The sequence below is a fragment of the Streptomyces sp. CA-251387 genome (assembly GCF_050936625.1).
GTDB lineage: Bacteria > Actinomycetota > Actinomycetes > Streptomycetales > Streptomycetaceae > Streptomyces.
In genome coordinates this window covers 4,733,726-4,748,293 of the sequence record NZ_JBNJMJ010000001.1, presented here as the reverse complement: position 1 = coordinate 4,748,293, position 14,568 = coordinate 4,733,726, and the positions used below count along the sequence as shown (strand labels likewise).

The 14,568-nt window shown below is 66.7% G+C and carries 12 protein-coding genes and 1 pseudogene; 7 read left to right on the top strand and 6 right to left on the bottom strand.

Features of this window, described 5'->3' with window-relative positions:
- Positions 1–24 precede the first annotated feature (24 nt).
- Positions 25–708, bottom strand: a complete 684-nt coding sequence (locus ACQEV2_RS21195; RefSeq protein ID WP_433043631.1) for a helix-turn-helix transcriptional regulator — start codon at positions 706–708, stop codon at positions 25–27.
- A gap of 353 nt (positions 709–1,061) precedes the next feature.
- Between ACQEV2_RS21195 and ACQEV2_RS21190 the strand changes: the two are divergent.
- Positions 1,062–3,751: pseudogene (locus tag ACQEV2_RS21190) on the top strand (transglycosylase domain-containing protein).
- A 96-nt stretch (positions 3,752–3,847) separates the two neighbouring features.
- Here the strand turns inward: ACQEV2_RS21190 and ACQEV2_RS21185 are convergent.
- A complete protein-coding gene (locus ACQEV2_RS21185) occupies positions 3,848–4,300 on the bottom strand; it encodes a DUF2690 domain-containing protein (RefSeq protein WP_433043628.1) in 453 nt (150 codons plus the stop codon).
- Between the two features lie 382 nt (positions 4,301–4,682).
- Between ACQEV2_RS21185 and ACQEV2_RS21180 the strand changes: the two genes are divergently transcribed.
- Complete coding sequence (locus tag ACQEV2_RS21180) at positions 4,683–6,182, top strand: glycosyltransferase family 87 protein (protein ID WP_433043625.1); 1,500 nt, start codon at positions 4,683–4,685, stop codon at positions 6,180–6,182.
- 167 nt (positions 6,183–6,349) lie between these two features.
- Here ACQEV2_RS21180 and ACQEV2_RS21175 read toward each other — a convergent pair whose 3' ends face one another.
- The 3 genes from ACQEV2_RS21175 to ACQEV2_RS21165 all read right to left on the bottom strand — a co-directional run bounded on the left by ACQEV2_RS21175 (position 6,350) and on the right by ACQEV2_RS21165 (position 9,127).
- Positions 6,350–7,381: an alanine racemase gene (locus tag ACQEV2_RS21175; RefSeq protein ID WP_433043622.1), complete on the bottom strand. Its 1,032-nt coding sequence runs from the start codon at positions 7,379–7,381 to the stop codon at positions 6,350–6,352.
- Between the two features lie 98 nt (positions 7,382–7,479).
- The gene (gene femX / locus ACQEV2_RS21170; protein ID WP_433043619.1) at positions 7,480–8,598 is read right to left on the bottom strand and encodes a peptidoglycan bridge formation glycyltransferase FemX; all 1,119 of its coding nucleotides are present in this window, start codon (positions 8,596–8,598) and stop codon (positions 7,480–7,482) included.
- A 214-nt stretch (positions 8,599–8,812) separates the two neighbouring features.
- Positions 8,813–9,127, bottom strand: a complete 315-nt coding sequence (locus ACQEV2_RS21165; RefSeq protein WP_433043616.1) for a hypothetical protein — start codon at positions 9,125–9,127, stop codon at positions 8,813–8,815.
- Positions 9,128–9,391: 264 nt separating this feature from the next.
- Between ACQEV2_RS21165 and rpsF the strand changes: the two genes are divergently transcribed.
- From rpsF to rplI, 4 genes are all read left to right on the top strand, one after another.
- On the top strand, positions 9,392–9,682 hold the full coding sequence (rpsF, locus tag ACQEV2_RS21160) for a 30S ribosomal protein S6 (protein ID WP_005482942.1): 291 nt from the start codon (positions 9,392–9,394) through the stop codon (positions 9,680–9,682).
- 78 nt (positions 9,683–9,760) lie between these two features.
- Entirely contained in the window at positions 9,761–10,345 is a 585-nt protein-coding gene (locus tag ACQEV2_RS21155) for a single-stranded DNA-binding protein (RefSeq protein ID WP_398812397.1), read from the top strand.
- Between the two features lie 45 nt (positions 10,346–10,390).
- A complete protein-coding gene (gene rpsR / locus ACQEV2_RS21150) occupies positions 10,391–10,627 on the top strand; it encodes a 30S ribosomal protein S18 (protein WP_003949403.1) in 237 nt (78 codons plus the stop codon).
- An 18-nt stretch (positions 10,628–10,645) separates the two neighbouring features.
- On the top strand, positions 10,646–11,092 hold the full coding sequence (gene rplI / locus ACQEV2_RS21145) for a 50S ribosomal protein L9 (RefSeq protein WP_194043864.1): 447 nt from the start codon (positions 10,646–10,648) through the stop codon (positions 11,090–11,092).
- Positions 11,093–11,225: 133 nt separating this feature from the next.
- On the opposite strand, the gene ACQEV2_RS21140 is transcribed toward rplI, so the two are convergent.
- Positions 11,226–12,563, bottom strand: a complete 1,338-nt coding sequence (locus ACQEV2_RS21140; RefSeq protein WP_433043611.1) for an MATE family efflux transporter — start codon at positions 12,561–12,563, stop codon at positions 11,226–11,228.
- Between the two features lie 459 nt (positions 12,564–13,022).
- Here ACQEV2_RS21140 and dnaB point away from each other — a divergent pair, with 459 nt between their 5' ends.
- On the top strand, positions 13,023–14,501 hold the full coding sequence (dnaB, locus tag ACQEV2_RS21135; protein ID WP_433043608.1) for a replicative DNA helicase: 1,479 nt from the start codon (positions 13,023–13,025) through the stop codon (positions 14,499–14,501).
- Positions 14,502–14,568 lie beyond the last annotated feature (67 nt).

The window sequence follows — 14,568 nt, the reverse complement described above, 5'->3', positions numbered from 1 at the left end:
ACGAGTGAGGCCCTGACTGGGCTCTCACGTGGCGGTGTCGCCGGGCGAATCCGTCCTGGGGGAACCCCCGGGACGGGGCAGATCGCCCGGCTCTCCAGATGTGGTGTCCTGCTGAGCGGACCCCCCGGAGGCGGAACCCTTCAGGTCCCGTCCGGCCCGCTCGCTCTCGATGAGCTCGTTCAGCCAGCGCACTTCGCGCTCCACGGACTCCATCCCGTGGCGCTGGAGCTCAAGCGTGTAGTCGTCGAGGCGCTCTCGCGTGCGTGCCAGGGAGGCGCGCATCTTCTCCAGACGCTCCTCCAGCCGGCTGCGGCGGCCCTCCAGCACGCGCATGCGTACGTCCTGCGGTGTGCGGCCGAAGAAAGCAAATCGGGCAGCGAAGTGCTCGTCCTCGTACGCGTCGGGCCCCGTCTGCGAGAGCAGTTCCTCGAAGTGCTCCTTACCTTCCGCGGTCAATCGGTACACGATCTTCGCGCGGCGACCGGCGAGGGGTGCGGTGAGCGGGTCCTCGGCGGTGGCCCCCGGTTCCTCGATCAACCAGCCGTTGGCGACCAGCGTCTTGAGGCAGGGGTAGAGCGTGCCGTAGCTGAAGGCACGGAACACGCCCAGCGATGTATTGAGTCGTTTGCGCAGCTCGTAGCCGTGCATCGGGGACTCGCGGAGCAGTCCGAGTACGGCGAACTCGAGGATCCCGGAACGTCGGCTCATCCTCTCGCCTCCTCGTCGTATCTCGCGCTGATGTATCGACTCGATACATCACGACGATAGAACGGCCTTCCGGGCGCGACAAGTGGGGGAACGGTGAACGGGATCACATCCAACGATTCATGTGGAGCGAGTTGCCTGATTTGGGGTGAAGTTCGGGGCTGCGCGGGCTTTGGTGGTGCGTAGTCTGTGCGCCATGCACACCACCGGGAACCGAGCGACGTCTGTGGACGTCGTTGTCCTTGGTGCAGTACGGGTGAATGCCGAACGGACCACATCCGTACTCCGGGGGGACCGGAAAACAGCCGTCGTTGACAGGCGCCCAGAGGTGCGCCTGCCCGAGGAGTAGTCGTTCGATGAGCGAGCACCGTCGCAAACCGCCGCAGCCGCAGGGAGGCGGACGTGCCGCGGCCCGACGCGGCCAGTCCGGCTCGTCCTCCGGTCGCCGAGCGGCACCGCGAGGCGCCACCGGATCTCCTTCCGACTCGTACGGGTCGGTCCCCAGCGGTTCTGGAGGCGAGGAACGTCCGTACGGCGGCCGCGCCGAGGCCCGACGCGCGGCCCAGAGAAGTGGAGGCGGCCGCCGCAGAGCGGCTGAACCGGGCCGGGGCGGCCGGCGTGCCGCTCCGGGCGGGCCGAACGGTCCCGGGCGGGGCCGGGGGCGGGCCGCTCCCCCGGCAGGAAGCGGTTCATCGACTATCCGCGGGCGGGCAAGTACGGCGTCGCGCGCTGGGTGCCCTCGTGGAAGCTTGTGTCGGGCCTCTTCCTTGCCTTCCTCGGGAGCCTGGTGGCCGTGGCCGGCATTGGTTTTGCCACGGTGGACATCCCCATCGTCGCCAAGACCGCGACGGCGCAGAACAACGTCTACTACTGGTCCGACAAGACCGAGATGGTCTCCACCGGCGGTGAGACGAACCGGCAGATCGTCAACCTGTCGCAGATCCCCAAGGCCATGCAGAACGCGGTGATCTCGCAGGAGAACAAGACCTTCCGCAGCGACAGCGGTATCGACCCGAAGGGCATCGCCCGCGCCCTGTTCAACATGGCCAGGGGTGGCGAGACCCAGGGTGGCTCGACGATCACCCAGCAGTTCGTCAAGAACGCGATGCTGGACGACCAGTCGCAGACGCTCTCGCGGAAGTTCCAGGAGATCTTCGTCTCGATCAAGGTGGGCGCCAAGTTGTCGAAGAACGACATCATGGCCGGCTACCTGAACTCGGCCTATTACGGTCGCAACGCCTACGGGATCCAGGCCGCCGCGCGCGCGTACTTCAACAAGGACGCCATCGAGTTGAACGAGGGCCAGTGCGCCTTCCTGGCGGCCATGCTCAAGGGCGCCACGTACTACGACCCCGCGGGTTCGACGTCGATCGACCCGGCGGCGACTGCCAAGGCGAACAGCAAGCGGGCCCTGGTCCAGATGCAGGACACCCTCGACAAGATGGTCGAATACGGGCATCTGGACGCCGCGACGCGGGCCAAGTACACCGAGCTGCCCGAGGTGCAGAACCCCCGCTTCAACACCGCGCTGAGCGGCCAGATCGGCTATCTCGTCGATCTGGCCAACAGCTACCTGGTCAACAACAGCGAAAAGACCGGGATCACCGAGCGCAAGCTGCGGGAGGGCGGCCTCTCGATCTACACGACCTTCGACAAGAAGAAGGTCAGGGAGCTCGAGAGTGCGGTGAAGAAGGTCTACAAGGCCAACATCAAGCCCGAGGAACGACCGAAGACCGACACCCACGTCCAGTTCGGCGGGGCCTCCGTGGACCCGGCCACCGGTGCGATCAGGGCCTGTTACGGAGGCACGGACGCGACCAAGCACTTCACCAACAACTGTGACGTGACGGGTGCCCAGGTCGGTTCGACGTTCAAGCCGTTCGTGCTTGCGGCCGCGATGAAGTGGGGTGTGAAGAACCCGGACCTCGGACCGGAACAGGCGCAGGACGAGCGCACCAAGGTCTCCCCGAAGAGCCTTTACAGCGGCAAGAACAAGCTGAAGATCAGGGACTACGACGGGACGATCTGGCGGGACGAGAAGGGCAAGGAGTGGAACCAGGTCAACGACGGTGACGAGTCGTACGGCAGTCCCCCGAACTACCGGATCGACCTCCGCGAGGCAATGCGGGAGTCGGTGAACTCCGCCTTCGTGCAGCTCGGCATGGACGTCGGGCTGGACAAGGTGAAAGAGGCAGCCGAGGACGCGGGCATCCTGGAGAGCAGCCTGACCGGCACCGACTACCCCGTGTTCTCCATCGGTATCTCCGAGCCCAGTGCCATCCGCATGGCGGGCGCGTACGCCACCTTCGCAGCCAGCGGAAAGCAGAACTCTCCGTTCTCCGTCACGAAGGTCACGTCCAAGGACGGCGAGGTCTTCGTCCACGAGAGCGAGACCAAGGATGCCTTCACCCCGAAGGTCGCCGACAACGTCACTGACGTCCTGAAGACGGTGGTCGAGGAGGGTACGGGTACCAACGCCCAGCTGACCGGTCGTGAGGTCGCCGGCAAGACCGGTACCACCGACGGCAACCGCTCCGCCTGGTTCGTGGGCTACACCCCGCAGCTGTCGACGGCGATCTCGATGTTCCGCTACGACGACAACGAGAAGAACCAGAACCGCGAGTTCCTGAAGATGTTCGGCACGGGTGGTCAGAAGAAGATCCACGGTGCCTCGTTCCCGTCCATCATCTGGCACGACTACATGGAACAGGCGCTGAAGGGCACCGACCCGAAGCCGTTCCCGACGCCGGAGCCCATCGGTGAGGTCATCAACGACGTCCCGACCCCGACGCCCACTCCCACGCCCAGCCAGACGGAGGAGGCCAGCCCGACGCCGAGCCCGACGCCCAGCGAGTCGCTGACCTCGCCGACGCCCACGCCGACCGAGTCCTGCCAGTTCGGCTGGCAGTGCAACGACAACGGCGGATCGGACACGGGTGGTACCGACGGGGGCGTGACTTCGTCGCCGACTCCGACGGTGACCGAGACGGACGGCAACGGCAATGGCAACGGCAATGGAGGTATTTTCGGAGGCCCGTCGGGCTGACGGCCCGAGCGGGCCCGGCGGGCCGACTGTGTGAACGTGAAATGGCCACCGACCGAAGTCGGTGGCCATTCCACGTTCAGCGGGGAAGGAAACCCCTCAGAATTTCGTGCTGCACTTCAGGGGGTACTCGTTCCCCACGAAGCTGATGCACACGCGGTAGTTGTACGAGGCTCCGCCCAGCATGTTCGACCAGTCGCTGCCGGATTCCGGCACGCGTACAGAAAGCGACTTGATGAACGTCCCGGACGAGCTGTACTTCTCGATGTATCCGTAGGCGTTGTAGATCGGGTTGCTCGACTCGTTGTGCACCCGTACCCAGGCCGCGTCACAGGTGCTCGACCATCTCAGCTCGGCGATCCGGCCGTTGTTGTTCACGGTGCGTGCCGTGGTCGTGTACTGGTCGCTGCAGTCCATGGTCATGGGGCCCTTGTTGTCACACCCCGTGGAGTTGCAGCCCGCCGCGTACGACGTTCCAGCCAGTGGAATCAGTACGCCCGCCACGGCCGCGGTGGCGACCACGGAAATCCTGGACGACAACTTCCTGTTCATGAAACCTCCCTTGATTCGTGCACCCGGAGCCCGATTCAGCGCGGATTGGTAATTCGACGGAAAGGCCGACGGGTTCTGGGTTCGAAATAACTCGCGAGACTGTGCGGTTTCGTTCAGCAGTCCGAGCTCCCCCAAGCCCCCCAGTTGGTTCCAAGCACCACCAGGTGTCGGTGGTTGAACTCAGCAATGGTTGAGCACATTAGTGCCGTAAAAGCTCCGTGGCAAGATCAACATTGTTCACCGAGGGGTATTTACCGGACAAGGTTCTGGCGTAATTACGCCAGAACCTCGGATGGCGGTTCGCCTATTTCTTGCAGGGGCGACCGGGGTTCGCCGTTCGCCTCGGCTTCCGTTCTCAGACTCGTACGGCAGGATGTGCCCCATGCCCAGTGCAGAGACGACGCCCACGAGCGTGCACGAGCCGGACCCGGTGCGGCCGACCAAGGAGGACGAGGTCGCCGCCAGCGGGAGTGAGCTGATCGGCGGTCCCATCGGACGGCGCGCTCTGCTCGGGACGTCCTGGTGGACTCCCGTGCGGATCGTCGCGCTCGTGGCGATCGGCATGTTCGCCCTCGGCCTGGTCCAGAAGGCGCCCTGCTACAACGGCGCCTGGTTCTTCGGCGCCAGCTCGCAGTACACGCACGCCTGCTACTCGGACATCCCGCACCTCTACCAGGGACGCGGCTTCGCCGACGGGCTCGTGCCGTACTTCGACAAGCTCCCCGGTGACATGGAGTACCTCGAGTACCCAGTGCTGACCGGCGTGTTCATGGAGGTCGCCTCCTGGCTCACACCGGGCAGCGGCAGCATCCAGGACCAGGAACAGTGGTACTGGATGGTCAACGCCGGGATGCTGATGGTCTGCGCGGCCGTCATCGCCGTCTGCGTGACCCGCACGCACGCCCGCCGCCCCTGGGACGGCTTGCTGGTCGCCCTGGCCCCCGCCTTCGCGCTGACGGCCACCATTAACTGGGACCTACTGGCTGTCGCCCTGACAGCCGCGGCGATGCTGATGTGGTCGCGCGGCCGCTCGCTGGCCTTCGGTGTCCTGCTGGGGCTCGCCACGGCCGCGAAGCTCTATCCCGTGTTCCTGCTCGGCCCGCTGTTCGTGCTGTGCTGGCGCGCGGGCAAATGGCGGGACTTCGGAAGGGCACTGGGCGGCACGGTCTTCGCCTGGCTGGTCGTGAACCTTCCGGTGATGCTCCTCGCCTGGGACGGGTGGTCGCAGTTCTACCGGTTCAGCCAGGAACGGGGCGTCGACTTCGGCTCCTTCTGGCTGATCATGGCGCAGAACTCCACCGACCCGCTGAGCACCGAGACCGTCAACACGATTGCCACGCTGCTGATGCTGCTGTGCTGTGCCGGGATCGCCGCGCTCGCGCTCACCGCGCCGCGCCGTCCGCGCTTCGCCCAGCTGGCCTTCCTGATCGTCGCGGCGTTCATCGTCACCAACAAGGTCTACTCACCGCAGTACGTCCTGTGGCTGGTGCCCCTGGCCGTGCTGGCCCGGCCGAGGTGGCGGGACTTCCTCATCTGGCAGGCCTGCGAGGTGGCGTACTTCCTGGGCATCTGGATGTACCTCGCGTACACGACCAGCGGGGACGCCCACAAGGGACTGCCGCCCGACGGCTACCACTGGGCCATCGGCGTGCACCTGCTGGGGACGCTGTACCTGTGTGCCCTCGTCGTGCGGGACGTCCTCATGCCGGAGCGGGACCCGGTGCGCAGGGCCGGCGACGACGATCCCTCGGGCGGGGTGCTCGACCGGGCGGAGGACGTGTTCGTGTTCGGTTCCGCGGCCCATCCACCGCGGCACGCGGCTCACTTCGACGGGCCGCAGGTGGAATGGGGCAACAGGGGGGCTACCGGTAGTTCGCTCTGAGCGAACAGGGCGTAGGAAGCACACGCGAAAGGCCGTACGCGGAAGGGTCGTGTACGGCCTTTGCCTGTTACGGCCTTTGCCCGTTACGGCGTTGCCGAGCGGCGGCTGTCCGGCCGGTGAGCGGCAGCGTTCAGGCGAGGGGCACGAGGACAGCGAGGGGCACGAGGTCAGCGGTCGACGAGCCGGTCGAACTGCGTGGTGGTGTGCCGAAGATGGGCGACCAGCTCGTCGCCGACCTTCGGCTCGGGGGCGTCCGCCGGGACGAACAGGATGGAGACCTGCATGTGCGGAGGCTCGGCGAACCAGCGCTGCTTGCCGCCCCACACGAAGGGAGAAAGGTTCCGGTTGACCGTGGCGAGTCCGGCACGGGCGACGCCCTTGGCACGCGGCATGACGCCGTGCAGGGCCTTGGGTGCCTCCAGACCAACCCCGTGTGACGTACCGCCGGCGACGACCACCAGGAAGCCGTCCGAGGCCACCTTCTGCTGCCGGTAGCCGAAACGGTCGCCCTTGGCGACGCGCGTGACGTCCAGGACCGCGCCGCGGTACTCGGTGGCCTCGTGGTCCCCCAGCCACAGCCGGGTGCCGATGCGGGCGCGGAACCGGGTCTGCGGGAACTGCTGCTGCAGGCGGGCGAGTTCCTCGGCCTTGAGGTGACTGACGAACATCGTGTGCAGCGGCAGACGGGCCGCGCGCAGGCGGTCCATCCAGCCGATGACCTCCTCGACGGCGTCCGAGCCGTCGGTGCGGTCCAGCGGCAGGTGGATGGCGAAGCCCTCCAGCCGTACGTTCTCGATGGCGGCGTGCAGCTGCGGCAGGTCGTGCTCGTTCACGCCGTGCCGCTTCATCGACGACATCACCTCGATGACGACACGGGCGCCCACGAGGCCGTACACGCCGTCCACGGACGACACCGACCGGATGACGCGGTCCGGCAGCGGCACCGGCTCCTCGCCGCGCCGGTACGGCGTCAGCACCAGCAGGTCACCGCCGAACCAGTCCTTGATGCGCGCGGCCTCGTACGTCGTGCCGACGGCGAGGACGTCGGATCCCAGCCGCGTGGCCTCCTCCGCCAGCCGCTCGTGCCCGAACCCGTAGCCGTTGCCCTTGCAGACCGGGACGAGCCCCGGGAACTGCTCCTGCACGTGCTTGTGGTGCGCCCGCCAGCGCGCGGTGTCGACGTAGAGCGTGAGCGCCATGGCCGGACCTGGAACCTTTCTCGTGGCTGCGGTGTATCAGAGGTATGGAAGCTATCGACGGTGCAGCAGTTGACGGTATCGAAGCGGCGAACGCGAGGTCAGCGACGCGACATGTAGATGTCGAGCGCCTTGTGGAGCAGCTTGTTCAGCGGGAAGTCCCACTCGCCGAGGTACTCGGCGGCCTGGCCGCCCGTGCCCACCTTGAACTGGATCAGACCGAAGAGGTGGTCGGTCTCGTCCAGCGAGTCGGAGATGCCGCGCAGGTCGTAGACGGTCGCGCCGAGCGCGTAGGCGTCGCGCAGCATCCGCCACTGCATCGCGTTCGAGGGCCGGACCTCACGGCCGATGTTGTCGGAGGCGCCGTAGGAGTACCAGACGTGCCCGCCGACGATCAGCATCGTCGCGGCCGACAGGTTCACACCGTTGTGGCGGGCGAAGTACAGCCGCATGCGGTTGGGGTCCTCGGTGTTGAGAGCCGTCCACATGCGCTGGAAGTACGACAGCGGGCGCGGCCGGAAGTGGTCGCGCACGGCAGTGATCTCGTACAGCCGCTGCCACTCGGCGAGGTCCTGGTAGCCGCCCTGGACGACCTCGACGCCGGCCTTCTCGGCCTTCTTGATGTTGCGGCGCCACAGCTGGTTGAAGTTCTTGTGGACCTCTTCCAGGGACCGGTTGGCCAGCGGCACCTGGAAGACATAACGGGGCTGTACGTCGCCGAAGCCGGCCCCACCGTCCTCGCCCTGCTGCCAGCCCATACGGCGCAGCTTGTCGGCGACCTCGAAGGCGCGCGGCTCGATGAAGTCGGCCTCGATGTCGCGCAGGCGCTTCACGTCCGGGTTCTGGATGCCCTGCTTGATGGAGCCCGCCTCCCAGCGCCGGATGATCACCGGCGGGCCCATCTTCACGGAGAAGGCGCCCTGGTGCTTCAGGTGCGCGAGCATCGGTTCCAGCCAGTCGGTCAGATTTGGCGCGAACCAGTTGATGACCGGGCCCTCGGGCAGATAGGCGAGATAGCGCTTGATCTTGGGAAGCTGCCGGTAGAGCACGAGACCCACGCCGACCAGCTCACCGGCCTTGTCGAACCAGCCGAGGCTCTCCGAGCGCCACTCCGCCTTCACGTCCGCCCAGGCCGGGACCTGCATGTGGCTCGCCGACGGCAGGCTCTGGATGTACGCCAGATGCTGCTCGCGACTGATCGTCCTCAGGGTCAGGCTCATTCGGGGCGCTCCTCGGGCTGGTGTGTCCCCATGGGTACAGGGGCTCCGGCTCTCGCGGAAGCCTACTGCGCCTGGGGAGCGCCCCGACTGGGCGTACGGCAGCTTCGCCCCGGCCTGTGGGCGGCCGCGGCGTTCGACGGTGTTCTATGCGGTGTTCTGCCGGTGTCCGGAGGGTGGTCTCCGTGGCCGGCATCGGGAGGGCAGTGCCCTGGCGTCAGAAGACCCCGCCGAAGAGACCGCCGTGCGCCATGCCGAGGAAGAAGCCGACTCCTGCGGCGCCGAGGCCCAGGATCAGGCCGAAGCGCTCGCGGGTGGTCTCCGAGATCCACTGGCCGTACGCGCCGGTGAGGATGCCCACCAGGCCGGTCCAGGAGCTGAGCAGGTGCAGGTCGTCGTCGACGAGCGCCACGATGAAGGACGTGATGCCCAGCACCAGGGTCACCGCGAGCAGGGTGTCCTGAAGAGGGTGGGGCTTTCCGTCCGTGGCGAAGAGGCCTCCGACGGTGTTGGGTCGCAATGCCTGTGCCATAGGGCACCTCCTGCGGAAGGCGGCGCATCGTAGCGCCATACACACCCGATGTGTACAGATTGACGGGCTCCGTGGGCTGATTTCAACCGGAAGCACGTGTGCGGGTAGTCTGTACCGTCTGCATTGGTGTCTGCCCATGCCCGCTCGGGTAAACCGCGAGGTCACCCCCGATTGTCAGTGGCGGCCGATACCGTTGCGTACGCATCACAACCCTCCTGCCACGGAACGACCGTGGCCGCTGAGTCCAAAGGAGGTGGGTTCCACATGCGTCACTACGAGGTGATGGTCATCCTCGACCCCGATCTGGAGGAGCGCGCTGTCGCCCCCCTGATCGAGAACTTCCTCTCCGTCGTCCGTGAGGGCAACGGCAAGGTCGAGAAGGTCGACACCTGGGGCCGTCGTCGTCTCTCGTACGAGATCAAGAAGAAGCCTGAGGGCATCTACTCGGTCATCGACCTGCAGGCCGAGCCTGCGGTCGTCAAGGAGCTCGACCGCCAGATGAACCTGAACGAGTCGGTCCTCCGGACCAAGGTCCTCCGCCCCGAGACTCACTGAGCCCTCCCGCTCAGCTGATCTCGGGATTCGAGTAGCAGCAACCAAGCAGCCAGAGCAAACCCGCCGAGAGGTTCCCCCATGGCAGGCGAGACCGTCATCACGGTCGTCGGCAACCTTGTCGATGACCCCGAGCTGCGCTTCACCCCTTCCGGTGCGGCGGTCGCGAAGTTCCGTGTCGCGTCCACCCCGCGCACCTTCGACCGTCAGACCAACGAGTGGAAGGACGGCGAGAGCCTGTTCCTGACCTGCTCGGTCTGGCGTCAGGCGGCGGAGAACGTCGCCGAGTCGCTCCAGCGAGGCATGCGCGTCATCGTGCAGGGCCGGCTGAAGCAGCGGTCCTACGAGGACCGTGAGGGCGTCAAGCGCACGGTCTACGAGCTGGACGTCGAGGAAGTCGGCGCCAGCCTGCGCAACGCCACGGCCAAGGTCACCAAGACCGCCGGCCGCGGTGGCCAGGGCGGTGGCTTCGGTGGCGGTGGCGGCCAGGGTGGCGGCGGCTGGGGCGGTGGCCCCGGTGGCGGCCAGCAGGGCGGCGGCGCTCCCGCCGACGACCCGTGGGCGACCGGCGCTCCCGCCGGTGGCCAGGGCGGTGGCGGCGGCTGGGGTGGAAACTCCGGCGGCGGCGGCGGTGGCGGCGGCTACTCGGACGAGCCCCCCTTCTAAGGGCGGGTTCATACCCAAACTTCTTGATCACACAGGAGAAACACCATGGCTAAGCCGCCTGTGCGCAAGCCGAAGAAGAAGGTCTGCGCTTTCTGCAAGGACAAGGTCACGTACGTGGACTACAAGGACACGAACATGCTGCGGAAGTTCATTTCCGACCGCGGCAAGATCCGTGCCCGCCGCGTGACCGGCAACTGCACGCAGCACCAGCGTGACGTCGCCACGGCCGTCAAGAACAGCCGTGAGATGGCGCTGCTGCCCTACACCTCCACTGCGCGCTAAGGGAAGGGTGACCGACCAATGAAGATCATCCTTACCCACGAGGTCTCCGGCCTTGGTGCCGCGGGCGACGTCGTTGACGTCAAGGACGGTTACGCTCGCAACTACCTGATCCCGCGGAAGTTCGCTATCCGCTGGACCAAGGGTGGCGAGAAGGACGTCGAGCAGATCCGTCGTGCTCGCAAGATCCACGAGATCCAGACCATCGAGCAGGCCAACGCTGTCAAGGCCCAGCTCGAGGGTGTGAAGGTCCGCCTGGCCGTTCGCTCCGGCGACGCCGGTCGTCTCTTCGGTTCCGTCACCCCGGCCGACATCGCCTCGGCGATCAAGGCTGCCGGTGGCCCCGAGGTCGACAAGCGCCGCATCGAGCTCGGTGCGCCGATCAAGACCCTGGGCGCCCACGAGACGTCCGTGCGTCTGCACCCCGAGGTTGCCGCCAAGGTCAACATCGAGGTTATCGCGGCCTGATCGCTGCGCTCGGCTTGAACAGCTGAAAGAAGGGGCCGTACCCGCGGGGTACGGCCCCTTCCCTTTGGCTTCTTCCTGTGCACTGCTAACGGGGGCTTGTTTCACGTGAAACACGCTGTTTCACGTGAAACGGTCAGCGGGTCGCTCCCGTGACGATCCAGCGGCCCGAGCGGGCGCGTAGCCACAGCGTCAGCATGCGCACCGCCATCATCAGCGTCATCGCTCCCCAGAGCGCGGTGAGACCGCCGCCGAATACGGGGACCAGCAGTGCGACCGGAGTGAAGACTGCCAGTGTGAGCACCATGGCCCAGGCGAGGTAGGGGCCGTCGCCAGCTCCCATGAGGACGCCGTCCAGGACGAAGACGACGCCACAGATCGGTTGGGAGAGCGCCACGATCACCAGGGCGGGCCACGCGGCATCCTTGACCGAGGAGTCGCCGGTGAACAAGGGCAGAAACGCCGGGCGCGAGATCACCACGAGCAGTCCGAGGACGACGCCGGCCGCGATGCCCCACTCCACCATGCGGCGGCAGGCCGCCCGGGCGCCCTCGGCGTCGCCAGCACCGAGATACCGTCCGATGATGGCCTGCCCGGCGATGGCGATGGCGTCCAGCGCGAAGGCGAGGAGGCTCCACAGGGACAGGATGATCTGGTGCGCCGCGATGTCGGCGTCGCCGAGACGGGCCGCGACGGCTGTGGCGATCATCAGGATCGCCCGCAGCGAGAGCGTACGGACCAGCAGAGGCGCTCCGGCCTGGCCCGAAGCCCTTATCCCGGCCGCGTCTGGACGTAGGGAGGCGCCGTGCTTGCGGGCACCGCGGACGACGACCACGAGATAGGCAGCGGCCATGCCGCACTGGGCGATGACCGTGCCCCAGGCGGAACCCGCGATGCCGAGATCGGCGCCGTAGACGAGGCCCGCGTTGAGGGCGGCGTTGGCGACGAAGCCCGCGATGGCGACGTAGAGGGGTGTCTTGGTGTCCTGCAGGCCACGTAGAACACCGGTGGCGGCGAGCACGATGAGCATGGCGGGGATGCCGAGTGCCGAGATCCGCAGATAGGTGGTCGCGTACGGGGCTGCGGTGTCCGAGGCGCCGAAGAGTTCGACAAGGAACGGTGCCATGGGCAGGACGATCGCGACGACGGCGGCACCGAGGAGGAGGGCCAGCCAGATACCGTCCATGCCCTGGCGGATGGCGGCCGGGAGGTCCCCGGCGCCGACGCGTCGGGCAACGGCAGCCGTGGTGGCGTAGGCGAGGAAGACGAAGACGCTGACGCCTGTCATGAGGAGAGCCGAGGCAACCCCGAGTCCGGCGAGCTGTGCGGTGCCGAGATGGCCGACGATTGCGCTGTCGGCCATGACGAAGAGGGGCTCGGCGACGAGTGCGCCGAAGGCCGGGACGGCCAGTGCGACGATCTCTCGGTCGTGCTGTCGCCGGGCGGCCTTGGGGGTCGCGGGAGCCTGTGTCATGGCCACCAATCTAATCGTCCACAGGTAAGAGATGCAATGGGCCAGTGCCCCTTACTGGCTGTCTCGCGGTGTGTGCTCCTGCGCACCGTTCGAAGCGATCTTGGTCCGACTGGGGAAGTTTTTCTTCTGCACAGCCGGTGGACGGTAAATGTGCAGGTCAACAGTGCTTTCGCAGAATCGCGCGGGGCTTGTTCACAGGGCTGTCCACCGGGTCGTGCACAGGTTTTGCGGAGTTCTCCACAGCATCAGGGCCGTCGTCCACATGGCCTGTGGATAACCAGATTGGCTGACGGTGCCCGGGGGCCTACCGTGGTCCGGCGCCCGCTCCGTCTGTCGGCCGTGGAAACGTCACAAAGCCGACGTGCCAGAAACGGAGTTGGGCCTCTCATTTGTCAGTGGCGTGCCGTAGAACAGAGGGGCACGGCGAGGTCCGCTCGGCGGACGGGAGGAGGTGGCTCGGTGAGCATTTCCGAGCCCTTGGACGACCCCTGGGCCGACAGCGGTCCCAGTGATCGTCTGCCCGCCTCCCGTCGGCGCAGTGACGGCGGCCGAGGCCGCGATGAGCAGCATGATCGCGGCCGGGACAGCGGCGAGTGGGACGGCGGCGGTTCAGCCTTCGAGCGGGTACCGCCGCAGGACCTCGACGCCGAACAGTCCGTCCTCGGCGGCATGCTCCTGTCCAAGGACGCCATCGCCGATGTCGTCGAGGTCCTCAAGGGCCACGACTTCTACAAGCCCGCACACGAGACGATCTTCCAGGCGATCCTCGACGTCTACGCCAAGGGCGAGCCGGCCGACCCCATCACCATCGCCGCCGAACTCACCAAACGCGGCGAGATCAACAAGGTCGGCGGCGCCTCGTATCTCCACACCCTGGTCCAGACGGTGCCGACGGCGGCGAACGCCGAGTACTACGCGGAGATCGTCCATGAGCGTGCCGTGCTGCGCCGCCTGGTCGAGGCCGGCACCCGCATCACGCAGATGGGATACGCGGCCGACGACGACGTCGACGAGATCGTCAACCGTGCCCAGGCCGAGATCTATGCGGTCACCGAGCAGCGCACCAGCGAGGACTATCTGCCGCTCGGCGACATCATGGAGGGCGCGCTCGACGAGATCGAGGCGATCGGCTCGCGCAGCGGCGAGATGACGGGTGTGCCCACCGGGTTCACGGACCTCGACTCACTCACCAACGGTCTGCATCCGGGCCAGATGATCGTCATCGCGGCCCGTCCCGCCATGGGTAAGTCCACACTCGCGCTGGACTTCGCGCGAGCTGCGTCTATCAAGCACAACTTGGCGAGCGTCATCTTCTCCCTGGAAATGGGGCGCAATGAGATCGCGATGCGTCTTCTGTCGGCCGAGGCACGCGTCGCCCTGCACCACATGCGCTCCGGCACCATGACGGACGAGGACTGGACACGCCTGGCGCGGCGAATGCCCGAGGTCTCGGCCGCGCCGCTCTACATCGACGACTCCCCGAACCTGTCGATGATGGAGATCCGTGCGAAGTGCCGTCGGCTGAAGCAGCGCAATGACATCAAGCTCGTGATCATCGACTATCTGCAGCTGATGCAGTCAGGCGGTTCGAAGCGCTCCGAGAGCCGGCAGCAGGAGGTCTCGGACATGTCCCGTAACCTCAAGCTCCTGGCCAAGGAGCTGGAGGTCCCGGTGATCGCGCTTTCGCAGCTCAACCGTGGTCCCGAGCAGCGCACGGACAAGAAGCCGATGGTGTCCGACCTGCGTGAGTCCGGATCCATCGAGCAGGACGCCGACATGGTGATCCTGCTGCACCGTGAGGACGCCTACGAGAAGGAGTCGCCACGCGCGGGCGAGGCGGACATCATCGTGGGCAAGCACCGTAATGGCCCGACGGCGACGATCACGGTCGCCTTCCAGGGCCACTACTCGCGGTTCGTGGACATGGCGCAGACCTGATCCGCCACCCGTTGTAGTCCGGGTCACCCAGAGGATGTCATCCGCGGAGCATATGGCCCGTGACTCC

Bases quoted from the DNA above. Each gene is read 5' to 3' on its own strand.
- ACQEV2_RS21195 (WP_433043631.1), bottom strand. From the start codon at position 708: ATGAGCCGACGTTCCGGGATCCTCGAGTTCGCCGTACTCGGACTGCTC.
- ACQEV2_RS21185 (WP_433043628.1), bottom strand. From the start codon at position 4,300: ATGAACAGGAAGTTGTCGTCCAGGATTTCCGTGGTCGCCACCGCGGCC.
- ACQEV2_RS21180 (WP_433043625.1), top strand. From the start codon at position 4,683: ATGCCCAGTGCAGAGACGACGCCCACGAGCGTGCACGAGCCGGACCCG.
- ACQEV2_RS21175 (WP_433043622.1), bottom strand. From the start codon at position 7,381: ATGGCGCTCACGCTCTACGTCGACACCGCGCGCTGGCGGGCGCACCAC.
- femX (WP_433043619.1), bottom strand. From the start codon at position 8,598: ATGAGCCTGACCCTGAGGACGATCAGTCGCGAGCAGCATCTGGCGTAC.
- ACQEV2_RS21165 (WP_433043616.1), bottom strand. From the start codon at position 9,127: ATGGCACAGGCATTGCGACCCAACACCGTCGGAGGCCTCTTCGCCACG.
- rpsF (WP_005482942.1), top strand. From the start codon at position 9,392: ATGCGTCACTACGAGGTGATGGTCATCCTCGACCCCGATCTGGAGGAG.
- ACQEV2_RS21155 (WP_398812397.1), top strand. From the start codon at position 9,761: ATGGCAGGCGAGACCGTCATCACGGTCGTCGGCAACCTTGTCGATGAC.
- rpsR (WP_003949403.1), top strand. From the start codon at position 10,391: ATGGCTAAGCCGCCTGTGCGCAAGCCGAAGAAGAAGGTCTGCGCTTTC.
- rplI (WP_194043864.1), top strand. From the start codon at position 10,646: ATGAAGATCATCCTTACCCACGAGGTCTCCGGCCTTGGTGCCGCGGGC.
- ACQEV2_RS21140 (WP_433043611.1), bottom strand. From the start codon at position 12,563: ATGACACAGGCTCCCGCGACCCCCAAGGCCGCCCGGCGACAGCACGAC.